The 21,674-nt window shown below is 61.9% G+C and carries 16 protein-coding genes; 8 read left to right on the forward strand and 8 right to left on the reverse strand.

The features are described from left to right. Positions 1-337: 337 nt before the first annotated feature. The 7 genes from ACE3SE_RS12610 to recC all read right to left on the reverse strand — a co-directional run bounded on the left by ACE3SE_RS12610 (position 338) and on the right by recC (position 12,481). A complete protein-coding gene (locus ACE3SE_RS12610) occupies positions 338-532 on the reverse strand; it encodes a hypothetical protein (protein ID WP_062788859.1) in 195 nt (64 codons plus the stop codon). A 137-nt stretch (positions 533-669) separates the two neighbouring features. Next, complete coding sequence (locus ACE3SE_RS12615) at positions 670-1,551, reverse strand: NUDIX hydrolase (protein WP_374555727.1); 882 nt, start codon at positions 1,549-1,551, stop codon at positions 670-672. A 126-nt stretch (positions 1,552-1,677) separates the two neighbouring features. Beyond that, complete coding sequence (gene recD / locus ACE3SE_RS12620) at positions 1,678-3,402, reverse strand: exodeoxyribonuclease V subunit alpha (protein ID WP_374555729.1); 1,725 nt, start codon at positions 3,400-3,402, stop codon at positions 1,678-1,680. Continuing rightward, a complete protein-coding gene (locus tag ACE3SE_RS12625; RefSeq protein WP_374555731.1) occupies positions 3,399-4,127 on the reverse strand; it encodes a substrate-binding periplasmic protein in 729 nt (242 codons plus the stop codon). The genes recD and ACE3SE_RS12625 overlap by 4 nt, the downstream gene beginning before the upstream one ends. Then, complete coding sequence (pap, locus tag ACE3SE_RS12630; RefSeq protein ID WP_374555733.1) at positions 4,120-5,604, reverse strand: polyphosphate:AMP phosphotransferase; 1,485 nt, start codon at positions 5,602-5,604, stop codon at positions 4,120-4,122. Before pap ends, ACE3SE_RS12625 begins: the two co-directional genes overlap by 8 nt. Before the next feature lie 122 nt (positions 5,605-5,726). Continuing rightward, entirely contained in the window at positions 5,727-9,290 is a 3,564-nt protein-coding gene (recB, locus tag ACE3SE_RS12635; RefSeq protein WP_374555735.1) for an exodeoxyribonuclease V subunit beta, read from the reverse strand. Next, on the reverse strand, positions 9,287-12,481 hold the full coding sequence (gene recC / locus ACE3SE_RS12640; RefSeq protein WP_374555737.1) for an exodeoxyribonuclease V subunit gamma: 3,195 nt from the start codon (positions 12,479-12,481) through the stop codon (positions 9,287-9,289). Before recC ends, recB begins: the two co-directional genes overlap by 4 nt. A gap of 93 nt (positions 12,482-12,574) precedes the next feature. Here recC and ACE3SE_RS12645 point away from each other — a divergent pair, with 93 nt between their 5' ends. The 4 genes from ACE3SE_RS12645 (at position 12,575) to ubiT (ending at position 15,523) form a co-directional block, all read left to right on the forward strand. After that, entirely contained in the window at positions 12,575-12,958 is a 384-nt protein-coding gene (locus tag ACE3SE_RS12645) for a SirB2 family protein (protein ID WP_374555739.1), read from the forward strand. A 143-nt stretch (positions 12,959-13,101) separates the two neighbouring features. Next, a complete protein-coding gene (ubiU, locus tag ACE3SE_RS12650; protein ID WP_045846743.1) occupies positions 13,102-14,118 on the forward strand; it encodes a ubiquinone anaerobic biosynthesis protein UbiU in 1,017 nt (338 codons plus the stop codon). A gap of 54 nt (positions 14,119-14,172) precedes the next feature. Continuing rightward, positions 14,173-15,102 (forward strand): U32 family peptidase, encoded by a 930-nt coding sequence (locus ACE3SE_RS12655; RefSeq protein ID WP_131357604.1) that lies wholly within the window; start codon positions 14,173-14,175, stop codon positions 15,100-15,102. Beyond that, positions 15,089-15,523, forward strand: coding sequence for a ubiquinone anaerobic biosynthesis accessory factor UbiT (gene ubiT / locus ACE3SE_RS12660; protein ID WP_374555741.1), 435 nt, complete (start codon positions 15,089-15,091; stop codon positions 15,521-15,523). Before ACE3SE_RS12655 ends, ubiT begins: the two co-directional genes overlap by 14 nt. Positions 15,524-15,594: 71 nt before the next feature. Here the strand turns inward: ubiT and ACE3SE_RS12665 are convergent, their stop codons facing one another. Then, complete coding sequence (locus tag ACE3SE_RS12665) at positions 15,595-16,560, reverse strand: LysR family transcriptional regulator (RefSeq protein WP_045846711.1); 966 nt, start codon at positions 16,558-16,560, stop codon at positions 15,595-15,597. A 791-nt stretch (positions 16,561-17,351) separates the two neighbouring features. On the opposite strand from ACE3SE_RS12665, the gene ACE3SE_RS12670 reads away from it, so the two are divergent. The 4 genes from ACE3SE_RS12670 (at position 17,352) to ACE3SE_RS12685 (ending at position 21,638) form a co-directional block, all read left to right on the forward strand. Next, a complete protein-coding gene (locus ACE3SE_RS12670) occupies positions 17,352-18,143 on the forward strand; it encodes a helix-turn-helix transcriptional regulator (RefSeq protein ID WP_045846712.1) in 792 nt (263 codons plus the stop codon). 342 nt (positions 18,144-18,485) lie between these two features. Then, positions 18,486-19,841, forward strand: a complete 1,356-nt coding sequence (locus ACE3SE_RS12675) for an aldehyde dehydrogenase family protein (protein WP_045846713.1) — start codon at positions 18,486-18,488, stop codon at positions 19,839-19,841. 58 nt (positions 19,842-19,899) lie between these two features. After that, entirely contained in the window at positions 19,900-20,118 is a 219-nt protein-coding gene (locus ACE3SE_RS12680; RefSeq protein WP_374555744.1) for a hypothetical protein, read from the forward strand. After that, a complete protein-coding gene (locus ACE3SE_RS12685) occupies positions 20,115-21,638 on the forward strand; it encodes a sodium:solute symporter family transporter (protein WP_374555746.1) in 1,524 nt (507 codons plus the stop codon). Before ACE3SE_RS12680 ends, ACE3SE_RS12685 begins: the two co-directional genes overlap by 4 nt. The last annotated feature ends 36 nt before the right edge of the window (positions 21,639-21,674 follow it).

Below are 21,674 nucleotides of genomic sequence, written 5' to 3' on the forward strand. Positions count from 1 at the left end.
CGATGTGCCGGCCTCCGGTCACTCGTCCAGAAGCAAGGCGAGCCAGGCAGGGTGTGGCAGCTACCATCGAATGCATGAGCCAATACCACCCAGCCAGAGGGTACGTTGGCATTTGTCTTTTTCTAGCAAACTACTTCTGAACAGTATTAGGGAAATTTCTCAAAAATACTAAGTAATACTTAGGACTAGTAGACGGGGATAAGCAGGAAGACAGCCATTTAAAGAAAGGCTGAAAATTCAGTAAAGACAAGGCATTGACTGCGCATGCCAGGCGGGGGGTGTTGTCAGGCAAAAGCCTGGGGACGACGCTGTTGACCCGTCATTTTGCCAGCTGGGCTTATTGCAGGTCTTCGACTTTTTCCATTTTGCGGGTACGCAAGTCCACCACCCGGTGAATCTCGACGCGGATCTTGCCCTTGTACAACAGATACATCAGCTTGGCGGCCTTGCGTGCCTGCTCGTGCGTAGAATGCCACGGCCCGGTGTCATCCACGCCGAATTCACGCGAAATCAGGCGCAATCGGTACATCATGCACTCCAGTTCAGGGGGTTTCCAATGGAATTATTGCGACGATTGGCAGATGATGCCAGACCTGCCCCTGATCGTGAAGCGGACACAAAAAAGCCGGCCTCTTGGCCGGCATATGCATGGATGGGCAAAGTCCGCTGTCAGTGCGCCGCGTGTTCGGCAAAACCAGGCTGGAAGCGTAAATCAGCCATGGCATCTGCCACCTGCTGATTGTGCTGGCCCCAATACTGCAAACGCAGCAGGCAATCAATGGCCACCAGGGCGGCATCAATCATGAAGCGCTCTGCCACCAGCAAATTCTCGACTTCGGCCAGTGGCACACAGACATGCTCGGCCACCTCGCCATCCTGATTGCAAGGCTCTTCCTTGCCAGACAGCCACAGGTCGTAGACATGCAGCCACTCGCGATGCAGACCGCGCTGCACCGGGCGCTCGGCCAGCAGCACGCCGGTTTGCGGCAACAGTTCCAGCTTGTCGGCGGGAATACCTGCCTCTTCCCAGCCTTCACGTTCCAGCGCCAGCTCGATGGACTCGCCGGCAGCAATACCGCCACCCATCATATTGTCCATGCGGTTGGGGTCTACCGCCTTGTCCGGGCTGCGGCGGCCCAGCCACATGCGCACTTCGCCATCTGGCAGTCGAGTGAGTCCGTTCAGGTGTACGGCGCGGCTGGTCAGGCCCAGCGGACGGAAGGCGGCGCGTTCCAGTTCGAACAGCGGCGTGGCATCCGGCAGGAAGGCGGTAAAGTTTTCATTGCGCCAGCCATTGAGCCAGCCGGCGGCTTGCCAGCGTTTTGCGGCCTGGTCCAGCTGATGGCTGATGGCGGCGTAATCGCCCTCTACCGTGCAGTGCAAACCATCCGCCTGCAAGCGGAACAAGGCGGCTTCGCTCTCCAGCAGCCGCGCCAGCCATACCTGGTTGACACAGCCCATTGGCTGACCTGCGATAAACAACGGGGTGAATGCGCTGCGATCGAAACGGGTGATCTTGGCCAGATACCCCAGGACTCCATCCACTTGCATGATGACTCCGAACAGACTGCCTATTGCGGGAAGGCGCCATCATAGGATGCAAAACCGGATTTGCCCAACTTTTTCAGCATCTTGCCGCTGAAATCCGATTATTCCATTTGGAAGTGTTGCAGAAAATCATCGTCTCCCGTCCAGCAACAGATCTGCCAGACCGGAATGCCGTACCGGGGCCAGCCTCACGCCCTGCAGCCAGGTTTCCTCGTCACCGCACACCGCAAACTGGCGACGGGCACGGGTAATGGCGGTGTATACCAGGGCGCGATCAAGCAGCGGCCCCGGTGTGGCTGGCAATTGCAGCCAGACGGTGTCGAATTCCGAGCCCTGGCTTTTGTGGACAGTCATGGCAAACACCGTTTCATGCTGCGGCAGGCGCCCCGGCGCAAATTCGCGCCAGCTGCCGTCGGCCGCAGGAAATGCAACCCGCAGGCCGCTGTCTCGCACGACGGTAAAACCGATGTCGCCATTGAACAGGCCGAGGCCGTAATCATTGGCGGTAATCATCACCGGCCGACCGGCATACCAGTCGCGCCCGGCCTGTTTGCGGCCTTGCTGCTCCAGCAGTTGTTCCATGCGCTGGTTGACCAGGGCAACCTGGCTGCGCTGGGCGGCCAGCAGCATGAACTGTGAAAACGCTGCCTGTATCTGGGCCAGCGGCTGGTCTGTGGCAATGGCAGCCAGATACGGTTGGCGTTGCTGCCATAGCGCGGCATCGTCCAGCTGGGCGAGCGCGGCAATGTCCGGGTATTGCCCGGCTTGCAGCAAGGCCCAGGCTGCCTGGGCATCCCCATGATTGACCAGGGCGGCCAGCCTGCCGATGCCCGAGTCAGCGCGAAAGCGGTGGCTATGGGTGAGTAATACCACGCTGTCCGCCAGCAGCCCGGCTTGACCTTCGTCCGGGGGCAGCTCCCCGGCACCGGCTTGTTGCAGCCAGTCACGGGTAGCAGGCCGGTAGGCCACCTGCGTGCACAGGTCGCCCAGTACGGCACCGGCATCCACCGAGGCCAGCTGGTCGCGGTCGCCCAGCAAAATCAGCCTGGCCTGTGACGGCAGTGCATCCAGCAGGCGCGCCATCATGCCAAGGTCGATCATCGAGGCTTCATCCACCACCAGCACATCCAGCGGCAGTGGCTGGGCTGCATGAAAGCGCGGCTGGGCGCTGCCCGGTCGCAAACCAAGCAGTCGATGCAGGGTTTGTGCCTGTAACGGTAGCTGCTGGCGAATGGCGTCGGCCACCGGCAGCGTGTCACGGGCGTTGCGCACCGACTCGCTCATGCGGGCAGCGGCCTTGCCGGTGGGCGCGGCCATGGCCATGACCAGTGGTCGTTCCGCCAGCATGGCCAACATGGCCAGCAAACGCACCACCGTGGTGGTTTTGCCGGTGCCGGGGCCGCCGGACACCACCAGCAGGCGCTGGCGTGCAGCCAGGGCTGCGGCCTGCTTTTGCCGGTCCGGTCCTGTGCTCTGGCCAGGGGGAAACAGCTGCTCCAGTACCTGGGCGACTGCATGGGCGTCCTGTGGCAGCGGCGTGGCAGCCAGGCGAGCCAGCTGCCGGGCCAGACACTGTTCGTCAAACCAGTGATGAGCAAAGTACAAGCGGCTGGCGGCATCCAGAATCAGGGGTGCATAACTGCCCGGCTCGCCCAGCAGCGGCGAGGCTTGCAAGCGCTGTCGCTCCGGACGGTGGCCGATGGGCAGGCAGACGTGTCCGCTCTGGTTGGCGGCAGCCAGTTCACCCAGCAGGGCCAGTACGCTGTCATCCAGTGCCGGGTCCAGCCGCAGGAACAACTGGCGCAATTGGGTGGCCAGCTGCGGCTCGGTCGGGGTAGCGAAAACGGTGTTCATCCGCGTGGTTTCTGGAAAATGGCCTTGAGCCTGCCACTGGCCTGCAGTTGGGCGATGGCGCGATTGAGTGCCGGCAGCCACTGGCGATATTGCGGGTGTATGCGCAGCATCACCGGCTGCACGGCAATCACCCCGCCCGGCTCGCAGCGCAGCTCTTCGGGAATCATGTTCATGCGCTCAATCTGGCGCTTTTCCAGCACCAGCGCCTGCAAGCGCCCCAGGCGCAGCTTGCTCAGCGCCTCGTTCTCGCCCTGGGACATCTCATAGCGTATGCCGTAGCGCTGCAGATCGGCGGCAAAGCTGACCAGCGGCTGCCCTTGCAACAGACCGATGCGCTGGCCACGCAGTTCTTCCAGATTGCGCAGCCGGCTGCTGCCCGGTCGGCTGCATAGCTGGAATTCCAGGGTGCCGATGGGCTGGGTATAAAACCCGCCCACCGGTGACATGCTGCGCCAGGAGGGATTGACCCCGACTTCAACGTCCAGCCTGCCTACCTCGAACAACTGCTCGATGCGCAGGGCCGGATAATATTCGATGTCAAAACGCACGCCGCTGTGCTTGCCGATATGCTCCAGCACCTCGCGGTAGATACCGGCCATCGGGCTGTCCGGCGTAAAGTTGTAGGGGCCGGCATTGTCTACCACCACCCCGGCCCGCAGATTGACTTCAGCCGCCTGCACCGGCATCAGCAGCAGGCAGCACAGCAGCAACAGGACACTACGCACCCAGTCTGGCCTCCAGCGCATTGCAAATGGTGCTGAGCACCTTGATGCGGGCATAGTATTTGTTATTGGCTTCCACCAGCGTCCACGGCACCTTGCTGGTGCTGGTGCGGTCCACCATATCGCTGACTGCCAGTTTGTAGGCATCCCATTTTTCACGGTTGCGCCAGTCTTCCTCGGTAATCTTGAAACGCTTGAAGCCGGTTTCTTCGCGCAGCTTGAAGCGGGCCATCTGCTCTTCATTGCTGATGGCCAGCCAGAACTTCAGCACGATGGCACCGTTTTCGCACAGCTGGTGCTCGAAGTCGTTGATTTCGTAATAGGCCCGCATCCAGTCCGGCTCGCGGGCGAAGCCTTCCACCCGTTCCACCAGCACGCGGCCATACCAGGTACGGTCGAAGATGGTGATGCCGCCCTTGCCCGGTATACGACGCCAGAAGCGCCACAACCAGGGTTTGGCACGCTCTTCCTCGGTGGGGGCGGCCACCGGAATCACCCGGTAGCTGCGGGCATCCAGTGCCTGGGTAATGCGACGGATGGTACCGCCCTTGCCGGCGGCATCATTGCCTTCAAAGGCCAGTACCAGCGAATGATTGCGAAAGCGTTCGTCGCGGGTGAGGCTGTTGAGCCTGCCTTGCAGCTCGGCCAGCCGTTTCTTGTAGGTGGCCTTGTCCATGTCCTGGTCCAGCTTGAGTGTGTCCAGGATTACCTTGTCGTCAATCGGGGCCAGCAGGGGCGGCGCTTCCGAGGCATCCACCACATGGCCGTTCTGGCTCATGCGGTTGCGGATGGCCTTGAGAATGGTCTGCCCTACGGTCAGGCTGCGGAAATTGGCGTCCTCGCCATCCACCACGATCCACGGCGCGTAGGCGGTATTGGTGAGGCGGATCATGTGCTCGCCATATTTGCGTATGGTGTCGTAGCGCTCCATATTGGCCTTGTCGTCCGCCGTGACGCGCCAGCGGGTGGCCGGGTCTTTTTCCAGTTCTTTCAGGCGCTTGCGCTGCTTGTCCTTGGTCAGGTGGAACCAGAATTTCAGGATCAGCGCGCCATCCTGGCTGATCATGCGTTCCAGCCGCATGATGTCGAAGATTTCGCGGTCGAAGGCGTCGTGGTCGATCTGCTCGTACACCCGGTCGAACAGGGCATCCGAGTAGTAAGAACCAAAAAACATGCCGATGCGCCCCTTGGCCGGCAGCTTCTGCCAGTAGCGCCACATCCACGGGCGGGCGCGTTCTTCGTCATTGGCCGTGGAGAAGGCCACGGTGTCGATCAGCCGCGGGTCCAACCATTCGTTGATCAGGTTCATGGTTTCGCCACGGCCCGCGCCGTCAAAACCGTGAATCAGGATCAACACCGGGAAATCGGCCTTTTCCTTCAGGTCGTACTGCACATCCAGCAGCGCTTCGCGCAATACCGGCACCTGCTGGCGATAAGTGTCCTTGTCGATGGCGTGGCCGATTTCTGCCGATTCAAACATTCCTGTCTCCCCGGCCGCATCGCAGCCATTGTGCTTGCCCGCCTTGTGTGGCGGGGCTGATGTTTAGCAGTCTACTCCATGCCAATGGCAAGGCAATGCCCATTCCCTTCAACCCCTTCCCGTCAACGCAGCAAATCATCCAGCGCAGCCAACAGGCTGGCGGAAGGCTGGTCGCACCACACCCCCATGCCGGGCTGCCCCATGCCGCGCAGATAGAGATAACGCACCCCGGCAAAGCGGCTGACAAAATCCTGCTGGCGGGCGCTGAAATAGCGACGCAGCGCCACGCAGTAAATCAGGTACTGCAAATAATAATGTTCACGCGCCACCGACTGCACCAGTTGCGCCGGGACATAGTCGTCCGGCTGATTGCCCAGGTGGTTGGACTTGTAATCCACCAGATAAAAGCGGCCGTCCACGGCAAACACCAGGTCGATGAAGCCCTTGAGATAACCGCGCACGGTGTGGAAATCCAGCTCCGCTGCGGCCTGGCGCAGCGGCTCGGCCAGGCCATGGGCAGGGTCGGCCAGTACCGCACGCAGGGCGGCCACGTCCAGTTGCCGCACCGGCAGGGTGAATTCCATCTCCACCAGTTTTTGTCCGGCAGGCACCGCCGACAGGCGCACGCCGGGGTCGAGTTCGGCATCCAGCGTCTGGCGCAGCAACTGCATGGCGGCTGGCTGCCATTGCTCGGCAAAACCATGGCGTCGCAATTGCTCGGCTACCGGGGCCTGCAGTTCTTCATCAGCCATGCCGAAGTCGATGTTTTCGAACATGGCGTGCAGGCAAGTACCAGCGCGCGCGCCACGCGGAAAGGCAAACGGGCTGTCCGGCGGCAACGCATCTTCCTGCGCTGGCACAACTTGCTGCGGCGTGCTGTCGTGGTCGGGTCGCTCGCTGGACTTGCCGCTCTGCCCGTGGGCAAGCGAGGTGAAGCTGGCCACTCGCCAAGGGCTGTAAACCGTCCGCTCGAACAGGCGCGCACTATAGTCCTGCCGGCTGTCTTGCGCCAGAGGCAAGGGGTTGAGCCCCTGCTCCAGCGCGCGCAATGTCATGGCTTGCGGCAGGGCTTGCTGCCACGTAGCCAGCTGGCTGGCTAGCTGGGCGGCGGTGAGTTCCAGCTCGCGCAGCGCAGCCAGGTCGGGGCGATCCTGCGCATGCAGCAACCAGGACAGCGCGGCGGTGTGCATGTCCTTCACCCAGCCCCAGGCCAGGTATTGCCGGTGCTGGGCACGGGTCAGCGCCACGTAGAGCAGGCGCAGTTTTTCCGCCAGCATTTCACTGGCGGCTTGCTGACGCACGGCGGCATCGGCCAGCACGTCCGGTGCCAGCATGGCGCGTTCTGCGGCACGGTAGCGCCAGAAACTGGTATTGCGTCGTTCCAGCGCGCCATCCCACAGATAAGGGCAGAACACCACCGGGTATTGCAGGCCCTTGGAGGTGTGGATGGTGACGATTTTCACCAGCGCGGCATCACTTTCCAGCCGCAGCATGGCTTCTTCACCGCCTGGCGGGTTGGCCACCCTGCCCTCCAGCCAGGCCAGCAAGGGTGCCATGCCATGGCGGCGGTCGGTTTCGCTTTGCAGCAGCTCGGCCAGATGGGACAGATTGGTCAGCCGCCGCTCGCCATCGGGCAAGGGCAGCAGGCGCACGGCCAGTTGCTCGCGCGCCATGAACTGCCGCCAGGCGCGCATGAAGCCATGTTCGAGCCAGCGCTGATGATCGGCCGCATTGGCCAGCAAACGGGCCTCCCAGCGCGCTTCGTCTTCCACGTCGGCCAGCAATGAAGTGGCATCCAGCCCGTACAGCTCGGTCACCAGTGCCGCACGCAGGCGGCTTTCACTGGCCGGCTCGGCCCAGGCGCGCAGCAGGGCCAGCATCTCACCGGCCTCCCGGCTGGCAAACACACTTTCCTGGGTAAGCGCCACGCTGGGCACGCCGCGTTCGGCCAGCGCCTGGCGCATCTGGTCGCCCTGGCGGTGGGTGGACACCAGCACGGCAATATCACCGCCACGCAGCGGACGACGCTGGGCATTCTTGATGATGGCGGCCCGGTCTTGTCCGGCCAGCGTCAACAGGCGGGCAATTTCATGGGCGCAACCCTGCGCGCTGGCTCGGGCGGCACTGTCCTTGTTCAGCGGCTTGTCGGTTTCCGGCTCCTGCCACAGCACGGTAAATGCGGCATCATCGTCGTCCACCTCCAGTACCGCACCGGAGCTGGGCGCAGCCTGCACTGGCTGGTAGGCAATTTCATCCAGCAGGAACGGACGCGTGCGGCTGAACAGCTGGTTGACGGTGTGTACCAGCGGCACGTCGGAACGGCGGTTGGTATCCAGCGAGTAGTGCTGGGCGCTGGGGGCGTCGCTGCGGGCGTCCAGATAGGCAAAGATATCCGCCCCGCGGAAGCTGTAAATGGCCTGCTTGGGGTCGCCCACCAGAAACAGCGGCCGCTTCTGCACGGCAAAACACTGCTGGAAAATGCTGTACTGGATGGGGTCGGTATCCTGGAATTCATCAATCAGCGCCACGCGGAAGCTGCGCGCCACCGCCGCAGCCAGCTGTGCGCCGCCAACCGGGTCGGCCAGCGCGTCGCCCAGTTCGGTGAGCAGGTCGTCAAAGCTGCGCACCCGCTCCTGACTGCGACGGCGCGCCAGCTCCTGGTTGACCCAGTCAATCAGTTCCAGCTTGAGGCCCGCCAGCGACAGTTGCAGCTGGGCCAGATAGCCGTCCCAGGCCTCCAGCCAGTCGCCAATGCGCTGGAACAATGCATGCTCAGGCGCGACAAAGCCTTTCTTCATGCCCTTGGCCAGCGCGGCCGGGGTCAGCCGGGTCAGTTGCTTGAGCGCATCCTTGCCGATAATGGGCAGGCTGTCCGGTTCGGCCAGCCACTGTTGCAGCTCGTCCATGCTGCGTTCCAGCTGGGCCGGGCTGTGACTGGTGGCCTTGAAACCTGCCGTTGCCAGCAAGAGATCAAACCCGGCCTGGATGGTGGCCGGGTCGGCGGCCAGCGTATGCCAGTGCTGTTCCACCTGCTGCAAGGCCTGCTGCAAATCATGCGCGGCAGGCTGCACCAGCTGCAAATAGGGTTTGGCCAGCCAGGGGCGGATTTCTGCCAGCCAGCCATCGGGTGTTTCCCCGGCCTCGGCCAGCACCTGCGACAGCAAGGGGCTGGTTACCACGCGCTGACGCCAGAAATCGTCCACCACTTCCACCAGCAGGCGGTCGTCATCGCTGACCAGTTCGGCAGCAAAGGTTTGCCCGCTTTCAAACGCCGCGTCGGTCAGCACGCGCTGGCAGAAGCCGTGAATGGTGTAGATGGCGGCGGCATCAAAACCGCTGATGGCCGCTTGCAAGCGCTGCATGGCCAGTTCCCGCACACTGCCCGGCGCAAAACGGGCCGCCAGCGCCTGCAAGAAGGGGTTGTTGGTCGGCTGGTCCTGCAATACTTCGAGAAAATCACTCAGCTGCTGGCGCAGGCGTTCGCGCAGCTCGGCAGTGGCGGCCTTGGTATAAGTCACCACCAGCAGGCTGTCGATGCCCGGCGGCGCTTCGCCGTCCACATCTTCCAGCAGCAAACGCAGGTAAAGCGCGGCGATGGTCCAGGTCTTGCCCGTACCCGCCGAGGCTTCGATCAGGTTGACGCCTGCCAGCGGGCAGTTGAGGGCGTCCAGTACTTGCAGACTCATGCCTGCCCCTCCAGTCTGGCCACCAGCGGCAGCAACAGGGTTTCTGCCAATTGGGCAAACAGCGGATCGGCCAGCGGGTCCTGGTGACGGAACACCAGCCGGTTGACCGGTTCTTCACATTGCGGGGCGGCAAAGTCACCGACAAAGCTGGGGTCCCACTTGTCCAGCGCCTTTTCCAGCGCCAGCTGCGGAGCGTCGTTCTGCTTGAACAGCTGTTCGGCATAGGCCCAGCTGGTGCGGCCAAAGAAGGGCAATGGCTGTTGCTGGCCCTGCTGCCAGCGCACCACCCAGGCTTCCAGCAGCCCGGCGGCATCCGCTTCGTCATCCAGCCGGTAATGGCCGCTGTCGTCGTACAGCATGGACTGGCAGGCAATGCCTGCCGGACGGGTGGCACACAGCAGCAGGTGGGTCAGCCACCATTCCAGCCGTTCGGCGGCATTCATCTTGCCAATCACCAGCCGGATCTGCCCTTCCGGGCGCAGCCCGCCCAGTTCCCCGGCCAGCGTGGTGCCATGCAGGGTGAGGCTGATGGGCAGCGGCGGCAAGGTGGCTTCGGTCAGCACAGCAGGCAAGCGATGCGCCAGACGCGCTGCGCTGGCGGTTTCGCTGCCCAGCCAGGCCTGCCCCAGTTGTGCGGGTGGTAGCAAGCCGGCCCCCACCAGACGCTGGCGCACCGGTGCCACCGGTTTGCCTTCCAGCATGCGCTGTACCAGCTGGGTGCGCATGGTGCGGCTGGCATCGCGGTCCACGCTGAAGGGTTCGCGTACCGGCAGTTCTTCTTCCTGTCCTTGCAAGCGGATGGACAGCCGCTCGGCCAGCCAGGCGCGCGGCGGGTTCTTCCAGAAGCGGATGAAGTCATTGACGTGAACCACCGCAAGCGACTGCAAGGGTGGCAGCACGCAGGCAAAGGGCTGCGGCTGGGCTGGCGGTGCCACCAGTGCGGCAGCATAGCTTGGGTCGAAACTGGCAAGCTGGGGATTGCTACCGTCGTAGCAGCGCGGCGAGAACGGTTGCAAGGGATGTCGCACCAGCAGTTGTACCGCAGCGGCTTCGCCACACATGGCCTTGAAGCAGTCCAGCAGTTCGGCAATCAGCGCCGAGGGCGGCAGCGGCTCGTTATTGCGGGCGGACAGGCCGACATAGGACAGATACAGCCGCTGGCGGGCCGACAGGATGGCTTCCAGAAATAGGTAGCGGTCGTCAAAGCGGCGTGAACGGTCGCCCCGCCGCGGGTGGCGGGCCACCAGGTCGAAGCTGACCGGGCGCTCGTCACGCGGATATGCCCCGTCATTCATGCCGATCAGGCACAGCACCTTGAAGGGGATGGAACGCATCGGCACCATGGCGCAAAAGGTGACGCCACCGGACAAAAAGCCCAGCGGCGAGGCCATGGTGAGCTTGCGTTGCAGCCAGTCGCGCAATACCGGCAGGCTGAAGGCCTGGGTGAAACCGGCCATGGCGGCATCGTCCACCAGTTCCTGCAGCGCATCGCGCACCACACCCAGCGCGGCTTCGCCTTCGTCATCCACGGCAAACAGCCGGTCAATGCCTTCCAGCAGACGCAGGGCCCAGTCGGCGGCATTGGCTGGCGTGGCCCAGCTGACCGCCAATTCATCCAGCACGGCATAACAGTTGGCAAAACGGGCCAGCACCTCGGCCAGTTGCCCGCCCGCGCCACCCTGCGGCAGCAGGTTGGCAAACAGGCCGCTGTCATCCCCGGCCATGGCCGGTGGCAGGATGCTGCCCAACAGCAGGCGGTCCAGCCCCCAGCGCCAGGTAAACAGCGGGTCGGCCGGCAGGCCCAGTGCCGCCTTGTGCGCGGCATCCCGGCCCCAGCGGATGCCGCTCTGCCGGACCCAGTCCTGGATGAAGGGCAGGTCTTCGGCTTGCAGGCCGAAACGTTGCAACAGCGCCGGGCTGTCCAGCAAGGCCAGTACCTGATCGGCAGCAAAGCGGGAATCCAGCAACTGCAACAGCGTGCCGATGGCGGCCAGCAAGGGTTCCTCCCGCTCCACCTGCCGGTCGGCAATGGCATAGGGCAGGCTGGGCGCATCGTCGCGCTTGCCAAACACCGCGTCGATATACGGTGCATAGCTGTTGATGTCCGGTGTCAGCACGGCAATGTCGGCGCTACTGAGCGAGGGGTCTTCCGCCAGCATGGCCAGCAGCCGGTCTTTCAGTACTTCCAGTTCGCGCATCGGACCGTGGGTGGCATGCAGCTCCACCGAGCCGTCTTCCGCCGCCAGCCACTGGCCATCCTCACCCGGCATCTGCAATTGCAGGATGTCGCGCTGCAAGCGCGCCAGCAGGCTGTCACCGGCCGGTTCGGCAAACAGGGGCCGGGCGTCCAGCTCGGCATCGGCAGCAATCAGCTCGAAAAAGTCGCGCCCCTGCTTGCCTAGCGAGGCCAGCAGCGGGTGGCCTTCGGTGGCGAACAGATCGCCCTTTTCCCGCAGCTTGAGCTTGCGCCGGTTATCGACAATATCGCCCCAGTAAGCTTCGCAGGGGTTGAGGGTGAACAGGCAGACATCAGTCAGTTCGGCCAGCCGCTTGATCAGCGCCAGATACATCGGTGCCAGGCTGGCAATGCCAAACAGGGTGATGCGCTCCGGCAGGTGTTCCGGCCGCAAGGCGGCAAAGAATTCATCCAGCATGCGTACGCGGTGACGGGCCGGGTCCTGTGCTGCCAGTTGCTGCCACAGCGCGGCCTGCCAGGCTTCGTCATCGCCCAGGTCCAGTCGTTCTCCGGCTTCCCAGGCGCGGATCCAGTCCGGGCGGAACACCAGGTACTGGTCGAAAATATCGGCCACCTTGCCGGCCAGCTCGAACGCGGCGGCCTCGCCACCGGCGGCATAGCGCTGCAAGGGGGCAAACACCTCGCCTTGCAGGGTGGGCAGCAGTTCCATCAGGCGCCAGCTCAGCACTTCCGGGCTGAACGATGACTTGCGCGGCAAGCCGGGAATGGCCTTTTGCATCAGCCGCCAGGCAAAGGCAGCGGGCAAGACAAAGTCGGTATTGGCGGCAATGCCGCATTGCTGCGCCAGGTCCAGCGTCATCCAGCGCCCCATGCCCCGGCTTTGCACGATCACCGTTTCGGCGGCAAACGGGTCACTCAGCGGCTGTGCCTGCAACATGGCGGCATAAAGCTGGCCCAATTGCTCCAGACGATTGGACTGATAGAGAAAAAGCATGGTCGGGAACGCTGATGAAACGAAGGCTTCAGTGTACCATCAGCCTTTGGCCCTCATCACCCCATGCAGAAGGCATAAATGGCAGACGCAGGCATGAACACTTACCAGATTCTCAAACACGCCCACATGGGCATGGCCTATCTCACCATCACCCTGTTCGCGCTGCGTGGCGGGCTGATGCTGGCCGACAAACAGCAAATCCTGGCCAGCAAGCTGCTGCGCATCCTGCCGCACGTAATTGATACCGCGCTACTGGCACTGGGCATCACCCTGGTGGTGGTGGGCGCCTGGCCGCTGCTGCAAACGCCATGGCTGCTGGCCAAGATAGCCGGCCTGCTGGCTTATGTGGCGCTGGGTACCATTGCGCTGAAGCGCGGCCGCACCAAGCAGATACGCAGCATCGCCCTGCTCTGTGCGCTGCTGGTGGTGGCGTATATCGTGCTGGTGGCCAAGACCAAGCTGGTGCTGCCGTTCTGACCCGGACTCCCGGATGAGGGATGGCCTGTGCCATCCCGGCCACGCCCAGCCCCACACCATCCCGGCGACTTGACCCAGAACAAGTCCCGCGCTGCAACGCTCTGCTAATGTCTGGCGGTTTCAATTGCCGACATTTTGCCATCATGCCTGCCACACGCCCCCTGCCGGAGCTGGTTTGTCCGGCGGGCAGCCTGCCTGCCCTCAAGGCAGCCGTGGATAACGGTGCCGACACCGTCTACCTCGGCCTGAAAAACGATACCAATGCCCGTAATTTTGCCGGGCTGAATTTTGACGACCGCACCGCCCGCGAAGGCATCCACTACGCGCACCAGCATGGCCGCAAGGTGCTGCTGGCCATCAACACCTATGCCCAGGGCGGTGACATCAGCCGCTGGCATCGCGCCATCGACGAAGGGGCGGCACTGGGCGTGGACGCCATCATCCTGGCCGACATCGGCCTGATGAAATACGCGCGCGACCGTTACCCGGACCTGCGCCTGCACATGTCGGTGCAAAGCTCCGCCACCAATTACGAAGCCATCAAGCTGGCCCAGGACATGTTCGACATCCGCCGAGCTGTCCTGCCGCGCGTGCTGACGCTGGACCAGGTCAAGCAAGTGATTGACCACACCAATGTGGAAATCGAGGTATTCGGCTTTGGCAGCCTGTGCGTGATGGTGGAAGGCCGCTGCCTGCTGTCCAGCTATGCCACCGGCGAATCACCCAACAGCCATGGCGTGTGCTCGCCCGCCAAGTTCGTGCGCTGGGAACATGGCCAGCAAGCACTGGGAGCAAGGCTGAACGGCATCCTGATCGACGAATACCAGCAGGGCGAACCGGCGGGCTACCCCACCTTGTGCAAAGGCCGTTTTGAGGTGGAAGGCGATACCTACTACGCACTGGAAGAACCCACCAGCCTGAACGTGATGAGCATGCTGCCGCAGATCATCGACATCGGTGTGGCCGCCATCAAGGTGGAAGGCCGCCAGCGCAGCCCGGCCTACGTGGCCCAGGTCACCCGCACCCTGCGCGAGGCGCTGGATGCCGCAGGCCGGGACAAGCAGCGCTTTGCCGTCAAGCCCGCCTGGACCCAGGCCCTGTCCAAGCTGGCGGAAGGCCAGCAGCAGACGCTGGGTGCCTACAACCGGCCCTGGAAATGACATACCGTGTGCCGGCGGGCAAGCTGCCATGCCGGCCTCACAAGCAGGCCTGATATGAAAAAATTGCAACTGACACTGGGCCCGGTACTGTTTTACTGGTCCCGCGACGATATCCTGCGCTTTTACAGCGAGGCCGCCGACTGGCCGCTGGAAACCATTTATCTGGGCGAGGCGGTCTGCTCGCGCCGCCAGCAATTGCGCGGCCAGGACTGGATCAGCCTGGGACGCGAACTGGCCCAGAGCGGACGCCAGGTGGTGCTGTCCAGCCAGGCGCTGATCGAAAGCGAATCCGACTTGCGCCGCCTGCGCAAGCTGGTGGAAAACGGCGAACTGCAGCTGGAAGCCAATGATCTGGGCGCAGCCCGGCTGGCGCAGCAACAAGGCCAGCCCTTTGTTGCCGGTCATCACCTGAATATCTACAACGCCGACACCCTGGCGCTGATCCGCTCACTGGGCGCGCGGCGCTGGATTCCACCGGTGGAAATGGACCGTGACACCCTGTCTGCCGTGCTGGGTCAGGCGGCGTTCAATGGCGTACAGATCGAAACCGAGCTGTTTGCCTGGGGCAGGCTGCCACTGGCACTGTCCGCGCGCTGCTTCACCGCGCGGCATTACAACCTGTCCAAGGACGACTGCCAGTTCCGCTGCATGGAGCACCCGGACGGCCTGCGCCTGAACACGCGCGAACAACAGGCCTTCCTCACCATCAACGGCATCCAGACCATGTCCGACGGCTGCCAGTCCCTGCTGCCACACCTGGCTGACATCAGCGCCATGGGCATTACCGCCCTGCGCATCAGCCCGCAGTGGCAACACACGGCCCAGGTAGTACAGGGCTACCAGCAGGCTGTTGCTGCCATCGAATCACGCACTACCGGCGAAGTGGACCTAAGCCCGTATTCCGACAGCCTGCTGGTGGACGGTTACTGGCGCGGCAGTGCCGGCATCAGCGCCATAGGAGAAACCAGCCATGCACATTCCTGACCTGACCCTGCCGGCAAAGCTGGCCAGCATACTGGGCAAACTGCCCAGCACACCGCCCTGCTGGGCGCTGGTCACCACGCTGAACCAACTGAAAAAGCGCGACATCCTGCCGGTAGACATGAGCCTGCTGGCCGGGCACAGCTTTGAAGTCCATATTCTGGATGCCGACATGCACCTGCGCTTCACCGCAGACGACGCACGTTTCAGCGTGGACAGCACCCCATCAGAACCCGACCTGCGCCTGGCGGCCAACCTGGCCGACTTTGCCCGCATGATGCTGCGCGAAGAAGACCCGGACACCCTGTTCTTCAACCGCAAACTGGTGATTGAAGGGGATACCGAGCTGGGGCTGATCGTGAAGAACCTGCTGGACAGCGTGGACTGGAGCGCCACACCGCTGCAACGCTTCATGGCCGTGTAAACGGGTCTGACAGACAAACAGCAAAAAGCCCGGCACATGCCGGGCTTTGTTTATTAGCAAACAGACTGGCATCAGCCCATGAGCTGCGCCGCTGCCTTGCGTTTGGCGGACAAATCCAGCCCCGGCAGATCCGCCATGATATCCGGATGATCCGCCAGCTTCTCCACCACAAAGTCCACAAAGACGCGGGTACGCGGCGCGATGTGGTCGCGATGCGGGAAGCAGATGTAAATGGAACGCTCCAGCGACACCACATCGGTCAGTACCGGCTCCAGCTCGCCACTGCGAATCAGGTGCACCACCTCGTGCCCCGGCAGCTGTGCCACACCCATGCCCAGACGTGCCAGCTCACACACGGCTTCCATCTCGTTCAGGGTATACGTGCCGGTCACTTCCAGCGGAATGCGCTCGCCGCGGCGGTCGAATTCCCACTTGTACAGCCGGCCGGAGGTAGGAAACTGGAAGTTGATGCAATCATGATTGCTCAATTCTTCGGTCGTTTCCGGGCGGCCGTTCTTGTCCCAGTATTCGGGCGACGCCACCACATACTGCGGAATCTGCGCCAGGTTGCGCGCCACCATGCGGCTATCCGGCATCATGCCGATACGCACGCCAACGTCGTAACCATCTTCGATCAAATCACTGAAATGGTCGTCCAGGCCAAAAAACACCCGCACCTTGGGATAGCGTTCGCAGAATTCGCCCATGATGGGAAGAATGAAACGACGGCCAAAAGAGTTGGGCATGCTCACGCGCAGATGGCCAGCCGGCTCGTCACGACTGGCCTTGAGCTGGTTGATGGCCGAATCCAGGTTGTTCACCGGTCCACGGCACTGGGCATAGAAACGACGACCATCCTCGGTCAGCGTCAACTGTCTGGTGGTCCGGTTGAACAGACGCACCTCCAGCTCCTGCTCCAGTCGGGCAATGCTTTGACTGATAGCCGCCGGCGATACGCCGAGTTTTCTTGCAGCATCCGAGAAACTGCCGTTCTCGGCGGTGGTCATGAAGACCATCAAAGCTTTTAAAGTATCCATAGCAGAAACGTTCCCTGAGCGGCATTAAACCCATACGGCTGCTTTGATGAAGACCATCCCCGCCCCAGCCACATGATTTGCCAGCTTCATTATTAAGTAGTTCTTCTTTAAAAAGCGTACACCAGTTCCAGTGAATAATGAAGTTTGACTTTCCTTTCCGCGCTGAAATACCAGTAATCTGTTTCAAATTTCACAAACCGGTTCGGTCTGCCCATCCAGGCAGCGCAGAATCAGGCTTCACTTTCAAAAATAAACACCCAGTTTCACGTCAAATTTCCAAGCGTATCCATCAAGTGATAGCAGGGAAAACGGGCTTGGCAACAGCCTTTTGATCAAGATTGTGCAATCAGCTACCCCCCTCTCCCTGCGCAGTCCTTGGTCATGTCATGACTGCGTACCGGTATCTTGCACTCGTCAGCCCTCCACTCACCATGCTTTTGATCAAGAGCGATGCGGGTAGCATTCATCCCCGTAACGCAGGCTGCACGGAAAGAGATGCGACAAGCCATCCAGGAATCGACTTGATTGCCGGAAATTCCGTTCAAAACAGCCAGAAATTTCCTCCAAATCCCAGCAAGTACAGAGAAATTACTTATTCAGCATGCCGATCGCTCTACTTGGCATTCTGCCCACTGGTTTCACTTGCCAAGTGCTTAATACACTCCAGATCAACCAGCAACCATCGCAATGGAGCCAGGCACGATGTCACGGAGCCACCTCTTGATGATTAACGCTGGAACGTTAGAAGCGGACCACCGTCCTGACCACCCGAATATGAAGGTCACGTCATCATGCACAACAAGCTTCCGTTCACACAGCCACTACCGGCCAACCTGACCCCATCCAGCCAGAAAACCCTGCTGGAGTGGATACACGATGCAGGGCAGATAGAAACCGAAAACGAATTCAAACTCTATCTGGACCACCTGCAGACCCAACTGCCCACCAAGCACATGGTGATTACCCTTGGGCGCATCAACCAGCACCAGCAGTTGCAGCGGGTGGAAAAGGTGGTCAATGTCAGTTTTCCCGAAGACTGGGTATCCCATTACATGGATCACAACTACATCAGTTGTGACCCCATCCTGCGCTCGGTCATGGGCCAGGGGCCCATTCACTGGGCGGACAAGTTTTCCCGCGCCAAGGGGCAGCAGGAAAAGCAGTTCATCCAGGAACTCAATTCAATCGGCATGGGCAACGGGGTAAGTTTCAGCGCACTGTCCGAGCGCCAGAACCTGGTGTGTGTACTGTCGGTTTCCGGCAGTGAAATCGGCAAGGACAGCCAGCTGACGGAAATGCTGAATGCCTTGTTGCTGCATTTGCGCCAGGCAGCAGGCCGGGTGGCCAATCTGGCCCCGGCAGCACCGGCCACCATGCCGCTGTCCCAGCGTGAGTTCGACATTTTCCACTGGATGAGCCATGGCAAGACCAACTGGGAAATTGCCACCATTCTGGGCATCAGCGAGCGTACGGTGAAATTCCACGTCGCCAATATCATCCGCAAGCTCAATGCCAACAACCGGACCCACGCCATCGTGATTGGCCTGCAACTTGGCCTGACTTCGGTTGCCGGTGTGACATGAGCATCTGGCAAGTCGGTAGATACCGTCTAAAAGCCAGTAAACATCGCAGCAACTGCTGGTTAGAATCGCCAGACCGATTGCAGTCATGCGCTTGTACAAACCGGGTGATTGCAGGAGGTGTTTCTATCTGCAAGTCTCTTTTGATTGACCCATGCACTCACCTGAAAGATTCGGCCCCGTCCCCACGGGGCCCTTTTTTTGTCTGGATGCATGTGGCGGCGTCCACTCCCCCGGCCCGCTTGCGCTGTCTGCACCGCAGCGCGCAAACATGACAAAACCCTGTCACAAGCCAGGGCGATTTGTTACAGTCCCAGCTCTTGCTGATTCCTTTGCCTGCCGGCCATGAATGCCTTTACCAGCTGTAACCCCGCCACCGCAGAAGTGGTATTTACCCGTCCGGGCTGGAGCCGGGACCAACTCGACCATACCCTGGATCGCCTGAAAGCCGCCCAATCGCGCTGGGCATCGCTCTCGGTGGCGCAACGCGCCGAACACCTGCTGCAACTGGCCACCCAGCTGGAGGCACACCGCGAGCAACTGGCAGCGCTGGTTACACTGGAAGTCGGCAAGCGCACGGCAGAGTGCCTGGCGGAAATCGACAAATCGGCCCAGCTGATCCGCTATTACGCCGAGCTGGCACCCACCCTGCTGGCACCGCAAGCCATTCCCACCCAGGCCAGCCAGAGCGGGGTGGCATTTGAACCCTTGGGCTGTGTACTAGCCGTGATGCCGTGGAATTATCCGATCTGGCAACTACTGCGTTTTGCCGTACCGGCCCTGATGGCGGGCAACACCTGCCTGGTCAAACCGGCCCCCTCGGTGCCGCAGTGCACACAGTTGCTGCTGGAGCTGGTCCGGGCAGCCGGGCTGGATTGTCTGGATATTGCCTGGATCGATCACGAACTGGTTGAAGAAGCCATCCGGCGCAGCGATGCCGTGGCCTTTACCGGCTCCACCCATACCGGACGCATCATTGCCAGTCTGGCTGGCAAGCATCTGAAAAAAACGGTGCTGGAGCTGGGCGGCAGCAATCCTTTCATCGTGCTGGCCGATGCCGATGTGGCAGCTGCGGCGCAAGATGCCGTCAACTCGCGTTTTCGCGATGCCGGGCAAAGCTGCAACGCGGCCAAACGCATGATTGTGGTACCGGAAATTGCCGAAGCCTTTGTCTCTGCCTTTGTCGAGGCTGCCAGCCAGTTGCGCCCCGGCGACCCGCGCCATCCGGCCACCACGCTGTCACCCCTCACCCGCGGTGACCTGCGCGAAGCCCTGCATGCGCAGGTGATGGATGCCTGTCATCAGGGTGCCAGCCTGTTGCTGGGAGGACAGCTGCCACCTCCGCCGGGCTTTTTCTACCCGGCCACGGTGCTGGACCATGTCAATGCGTCCTGCCGCGTGTATCACGAAGAAGTATTCGGCCCGGTGGCCAGCATCCTGCGTGCACGGGACGAGGCCGATGCCATCCGGCTGGCCAATGACACACCGTTTGGTCTGGGCGCTTCCATCTACACCGCTGATACCGCCCATGGCTGGGAGCTGGCGCGCCAGCTGGAAGTGGGCAGTGTGTTCATCAACCGTCATACCAGCTCCGATTTGCGCCTGCCGTTTGGCGGCGTGAAGGCGTCTGGCTATGGCCGTGAATTGTCCGAATTCGGCCTGTACGAATTCGTTAATGTCAAAACCTACTGGCAAAAATAGTTTTGGCCAGCAGCAGTCCGCTGGCTCACTGCTGCGTTCAGCCTGTGCGATACCGTTCATGATGAAGTCTTGCATTCTCCGCCCCGGCAGCCTGGCCGTACTGATACTGCTGTGCTGTCTGGGCTACTTTCTGCTCATCGCCTGCGCCCCCGGTCTGTTAGTGGGCAGTGTGGCGGGCTGGCCGCGCAGCATCTTGCTGGCCCTGCTGCTGTTTGCACTGTTTCTGGCCATTACCGTGTGGCAGGTTGGCGTCAGCGAGCGGAAGCAATCCGAATGACGGCAGCCAGTATGTTTTTCCTGCTGTTTGTCGCCTCCAGCCTGTTGTTGACCCTGTTTGCGGCCAGACGCACCCACTCCTCCGGTGATTTTTATACCGCCGGCGGCCAGTTGCCTGCCTGGCAAAACGGTTTGGCACTGGCTGGAGACTATCTGTCGGCCGCCGCCTTTCTGGGGGCCATCGGCATGTATGTGGGCCAGGGCTACGATTCACTGGTTTATGCCGTGGGTACGCTGGCCGGCTGGCCCCTCTTGATGCTGTTGCTGGCCGACAAGCTGCGCGCACTGGGCCGCTACAGCGTGGCAGAGGTGCTCAACAGTCGCTTTGACGACCCGCGCGTACGCCTGCTGGGCATCATCAGCTCGCTGACCGTGACGGTGTGCTATCTGATCGTGCAACTGGTTGGCGCAGGCAAATTGCTGCAATTGCTGTTTGGCCTGCCCTATCTGTTTGCGGTGGGGCTGGTCATCGTGCTGATGGTGCTGCAGGTGGCGCTGGGTGGCATGCTGGCCACCAGCTGGATCCAGATGGTCAAGGCCGTGCTGATGTTGCTGTGTGCACTGGTGCTGGCCGGAGGTGTATTGTCCCGCTTCGGTTTCAGTGCACCTGCCTTGTTTGCCCGCGTCGCACAAATCGAGCACGGCCAGTTGCTGCTGCCAGGCAAATCACTGGCCAATCCGGTGGAGGCGCTATCGCTGGGGCTGGGGCTCAGCCTCGGCCTGCTGGGGCTGCCGCATGTACTGATGCGCTTTTTCACCGTGGCAGACAGCAGGACCGCACGTCGTTCGGCTGGCTGGGCTACCTGCCTGATCGGCCTGTTCTTCTGCCTCAACATCATCATTGGCTATGGTGCGCTGGTCCTGCTGGCTCCGGAAAGCCGCTTTCACGACGCGGCAGGCAAACTGCTGGGCGGTGGCAATATGGCGGCGCTGCATCTGGCCAGCCTGCTGGGTGGCAACTGGTTGCAAGCACTGATTGCCGGGGTGGCCTTTGCCACCATTCTGGCAGTGGTGGCCGGCCTGGCCATCAGCGGTGCCAGTACCATCAGCCACGACCTGTACGCGCTGTGGCTATGCCATGGCAAGGCCGACCCCAAGCGCGAATGGCAGCTGTCGCGGCTGGCCAGTGTAGTGCTTGGCGTGGTAGCACTGCTGCTGTCCAGCAGCTTCCAGAACCTGAACATTGCTTTTCTGGTAGGGCTGGCCTTTGCCATCGCCGCGTCCAGCAATTTCCCGGTACTGTTGCTGGGCCTGTACTGGCCTGGGCTGCGCGTGGCCGGCGTGCTGGCTGGCGGCTATGGCGGCATGCTGGCCGCCCTGCTTTGCATCCTGACCGGACCCGCAGTCTGGGTGGGCATGCTGGGCCATGCCCACCCGCTGTTCCCTTATGCCAATCCGGCCTTGTTTTGCGTCCCCTTCGCCTTTGTTGCCGCCTGGCTGGCCTCGGCAGGCTGGCGACGGGTCAAGCCCGTTGACGACAATGGCGCAGGCGCAGACACTGCATCTGGCCACGGCAACTGAACAAGCATCATCAACATCACGACAAGACCTCACTAC

Source organism: Aquitalea pelogenes (assembly GCF_041914625.1).
GTDB lineage: Bacteria > Pseudomonadota > Gammaproteobacteria > Burkholderiales > Chromobacteriaceae > Aquitalea > Aquitalea pelogenes.

Coding starts and splice junctions, on each gene's coding strand:
- ACE3SE_RS12615 (WP_374555727.1), bottom strand. CDS start 1,551: ATGCAAGTGGATGGAGTCCTGGGGTATCTGGCCAAGATCACCCGTTTC.
- recB (WP_374555735.1), bottom strand. CDS start 9,290: ATGAGTCTGCAAGTACTGGACGCCCTCAACTGCCCGCTGGCAGGCGTC.
- ubiT (WP_374555741.1), top strand. CDS start 15,089: ATGCACATTCCTGACCTGACCCTGCCGGCAAAGCTGGCCAGCATACTG.
- ACE3SE_RS12670 (WP_045846712.1), top strand. CDS start 17,352: ATGCACAACAAGCTTCCGTTCACACAGCCACTACCGGCCAACCTGACC.
- ACE3SE_RS12685 (WP_374555746.1), top strand. CDS start 20,115: ATGACGGCAGCCAGTATGTTTTTCCTGCTGTTTGTCGCCTCCAGCCTG.
- ubiU (WP_045846743.1), top strand. CDS start 13,102: ATGCCTGCCACACGCCCCCTGCCGGAGCTGGTTTGTCCGGCGGGCAGC.
- ACE3SE_RS12655 (WP_131357604.1), top strand. CDS start 14,173: ATGAAAAAATTGCAACTGACACTGGGCCCGGTACTGTTTTACTGGTCC.
- pap (WP_374555733.1), bottom strand. CDS start 5,604: ATGTTTGAATCGGCAGAAATCGGCCACGCCATCGACAAGGACACTTAT.
- recD (WP_374555729.1), bottom strand. CDS start 3,402: ATGAACACCGTTTTCGCTACCCCGACCGAGCCGCAGCTGGCCACCCAA.
- ACE3SE_RS12645 (WP_374555739.1), top strand. CDS start 12,575: ATGAACACTTACCAGATTCTCAAACACGCCCACATGGGCATGGCCTAT.
- ACE3SE_RS12675 (WP_045846713.1), top strand. CDS start 18,486: ATGAATGCCTTTACCAGCTGTAACCCCGCCACCGCAGAAGTGGTATTT.
- recC (WP_374555737.1), bottom strand. CDS start 12,481: ATGCTTTTTCTCTATCAGTCCAATCGTCTGGAGCAATTGGGCCAGCTT.
- ACE3SE_RS12665 (WP_045846711.1), bottom strand. CDS start 16,560: ATGGATACTTTAAAAGCTTTGATGGTCTTCATGACCACCGCCGAGAAC.
- ACE3SE_RS12680 (WP_374555744.1), top strand. CDS start 19,900: ATGATGAAGTCTTGCATTCTCCGCCCCGGCAGCCTGGCCGTACTGATA.
- ACE3SE_RS12610 (WP_062788859.1), bottom strand. CDS start 532: ATGATGTACCGATTGCGCCTGATTTCGCGTGAATTCGGCGTGGATGAC.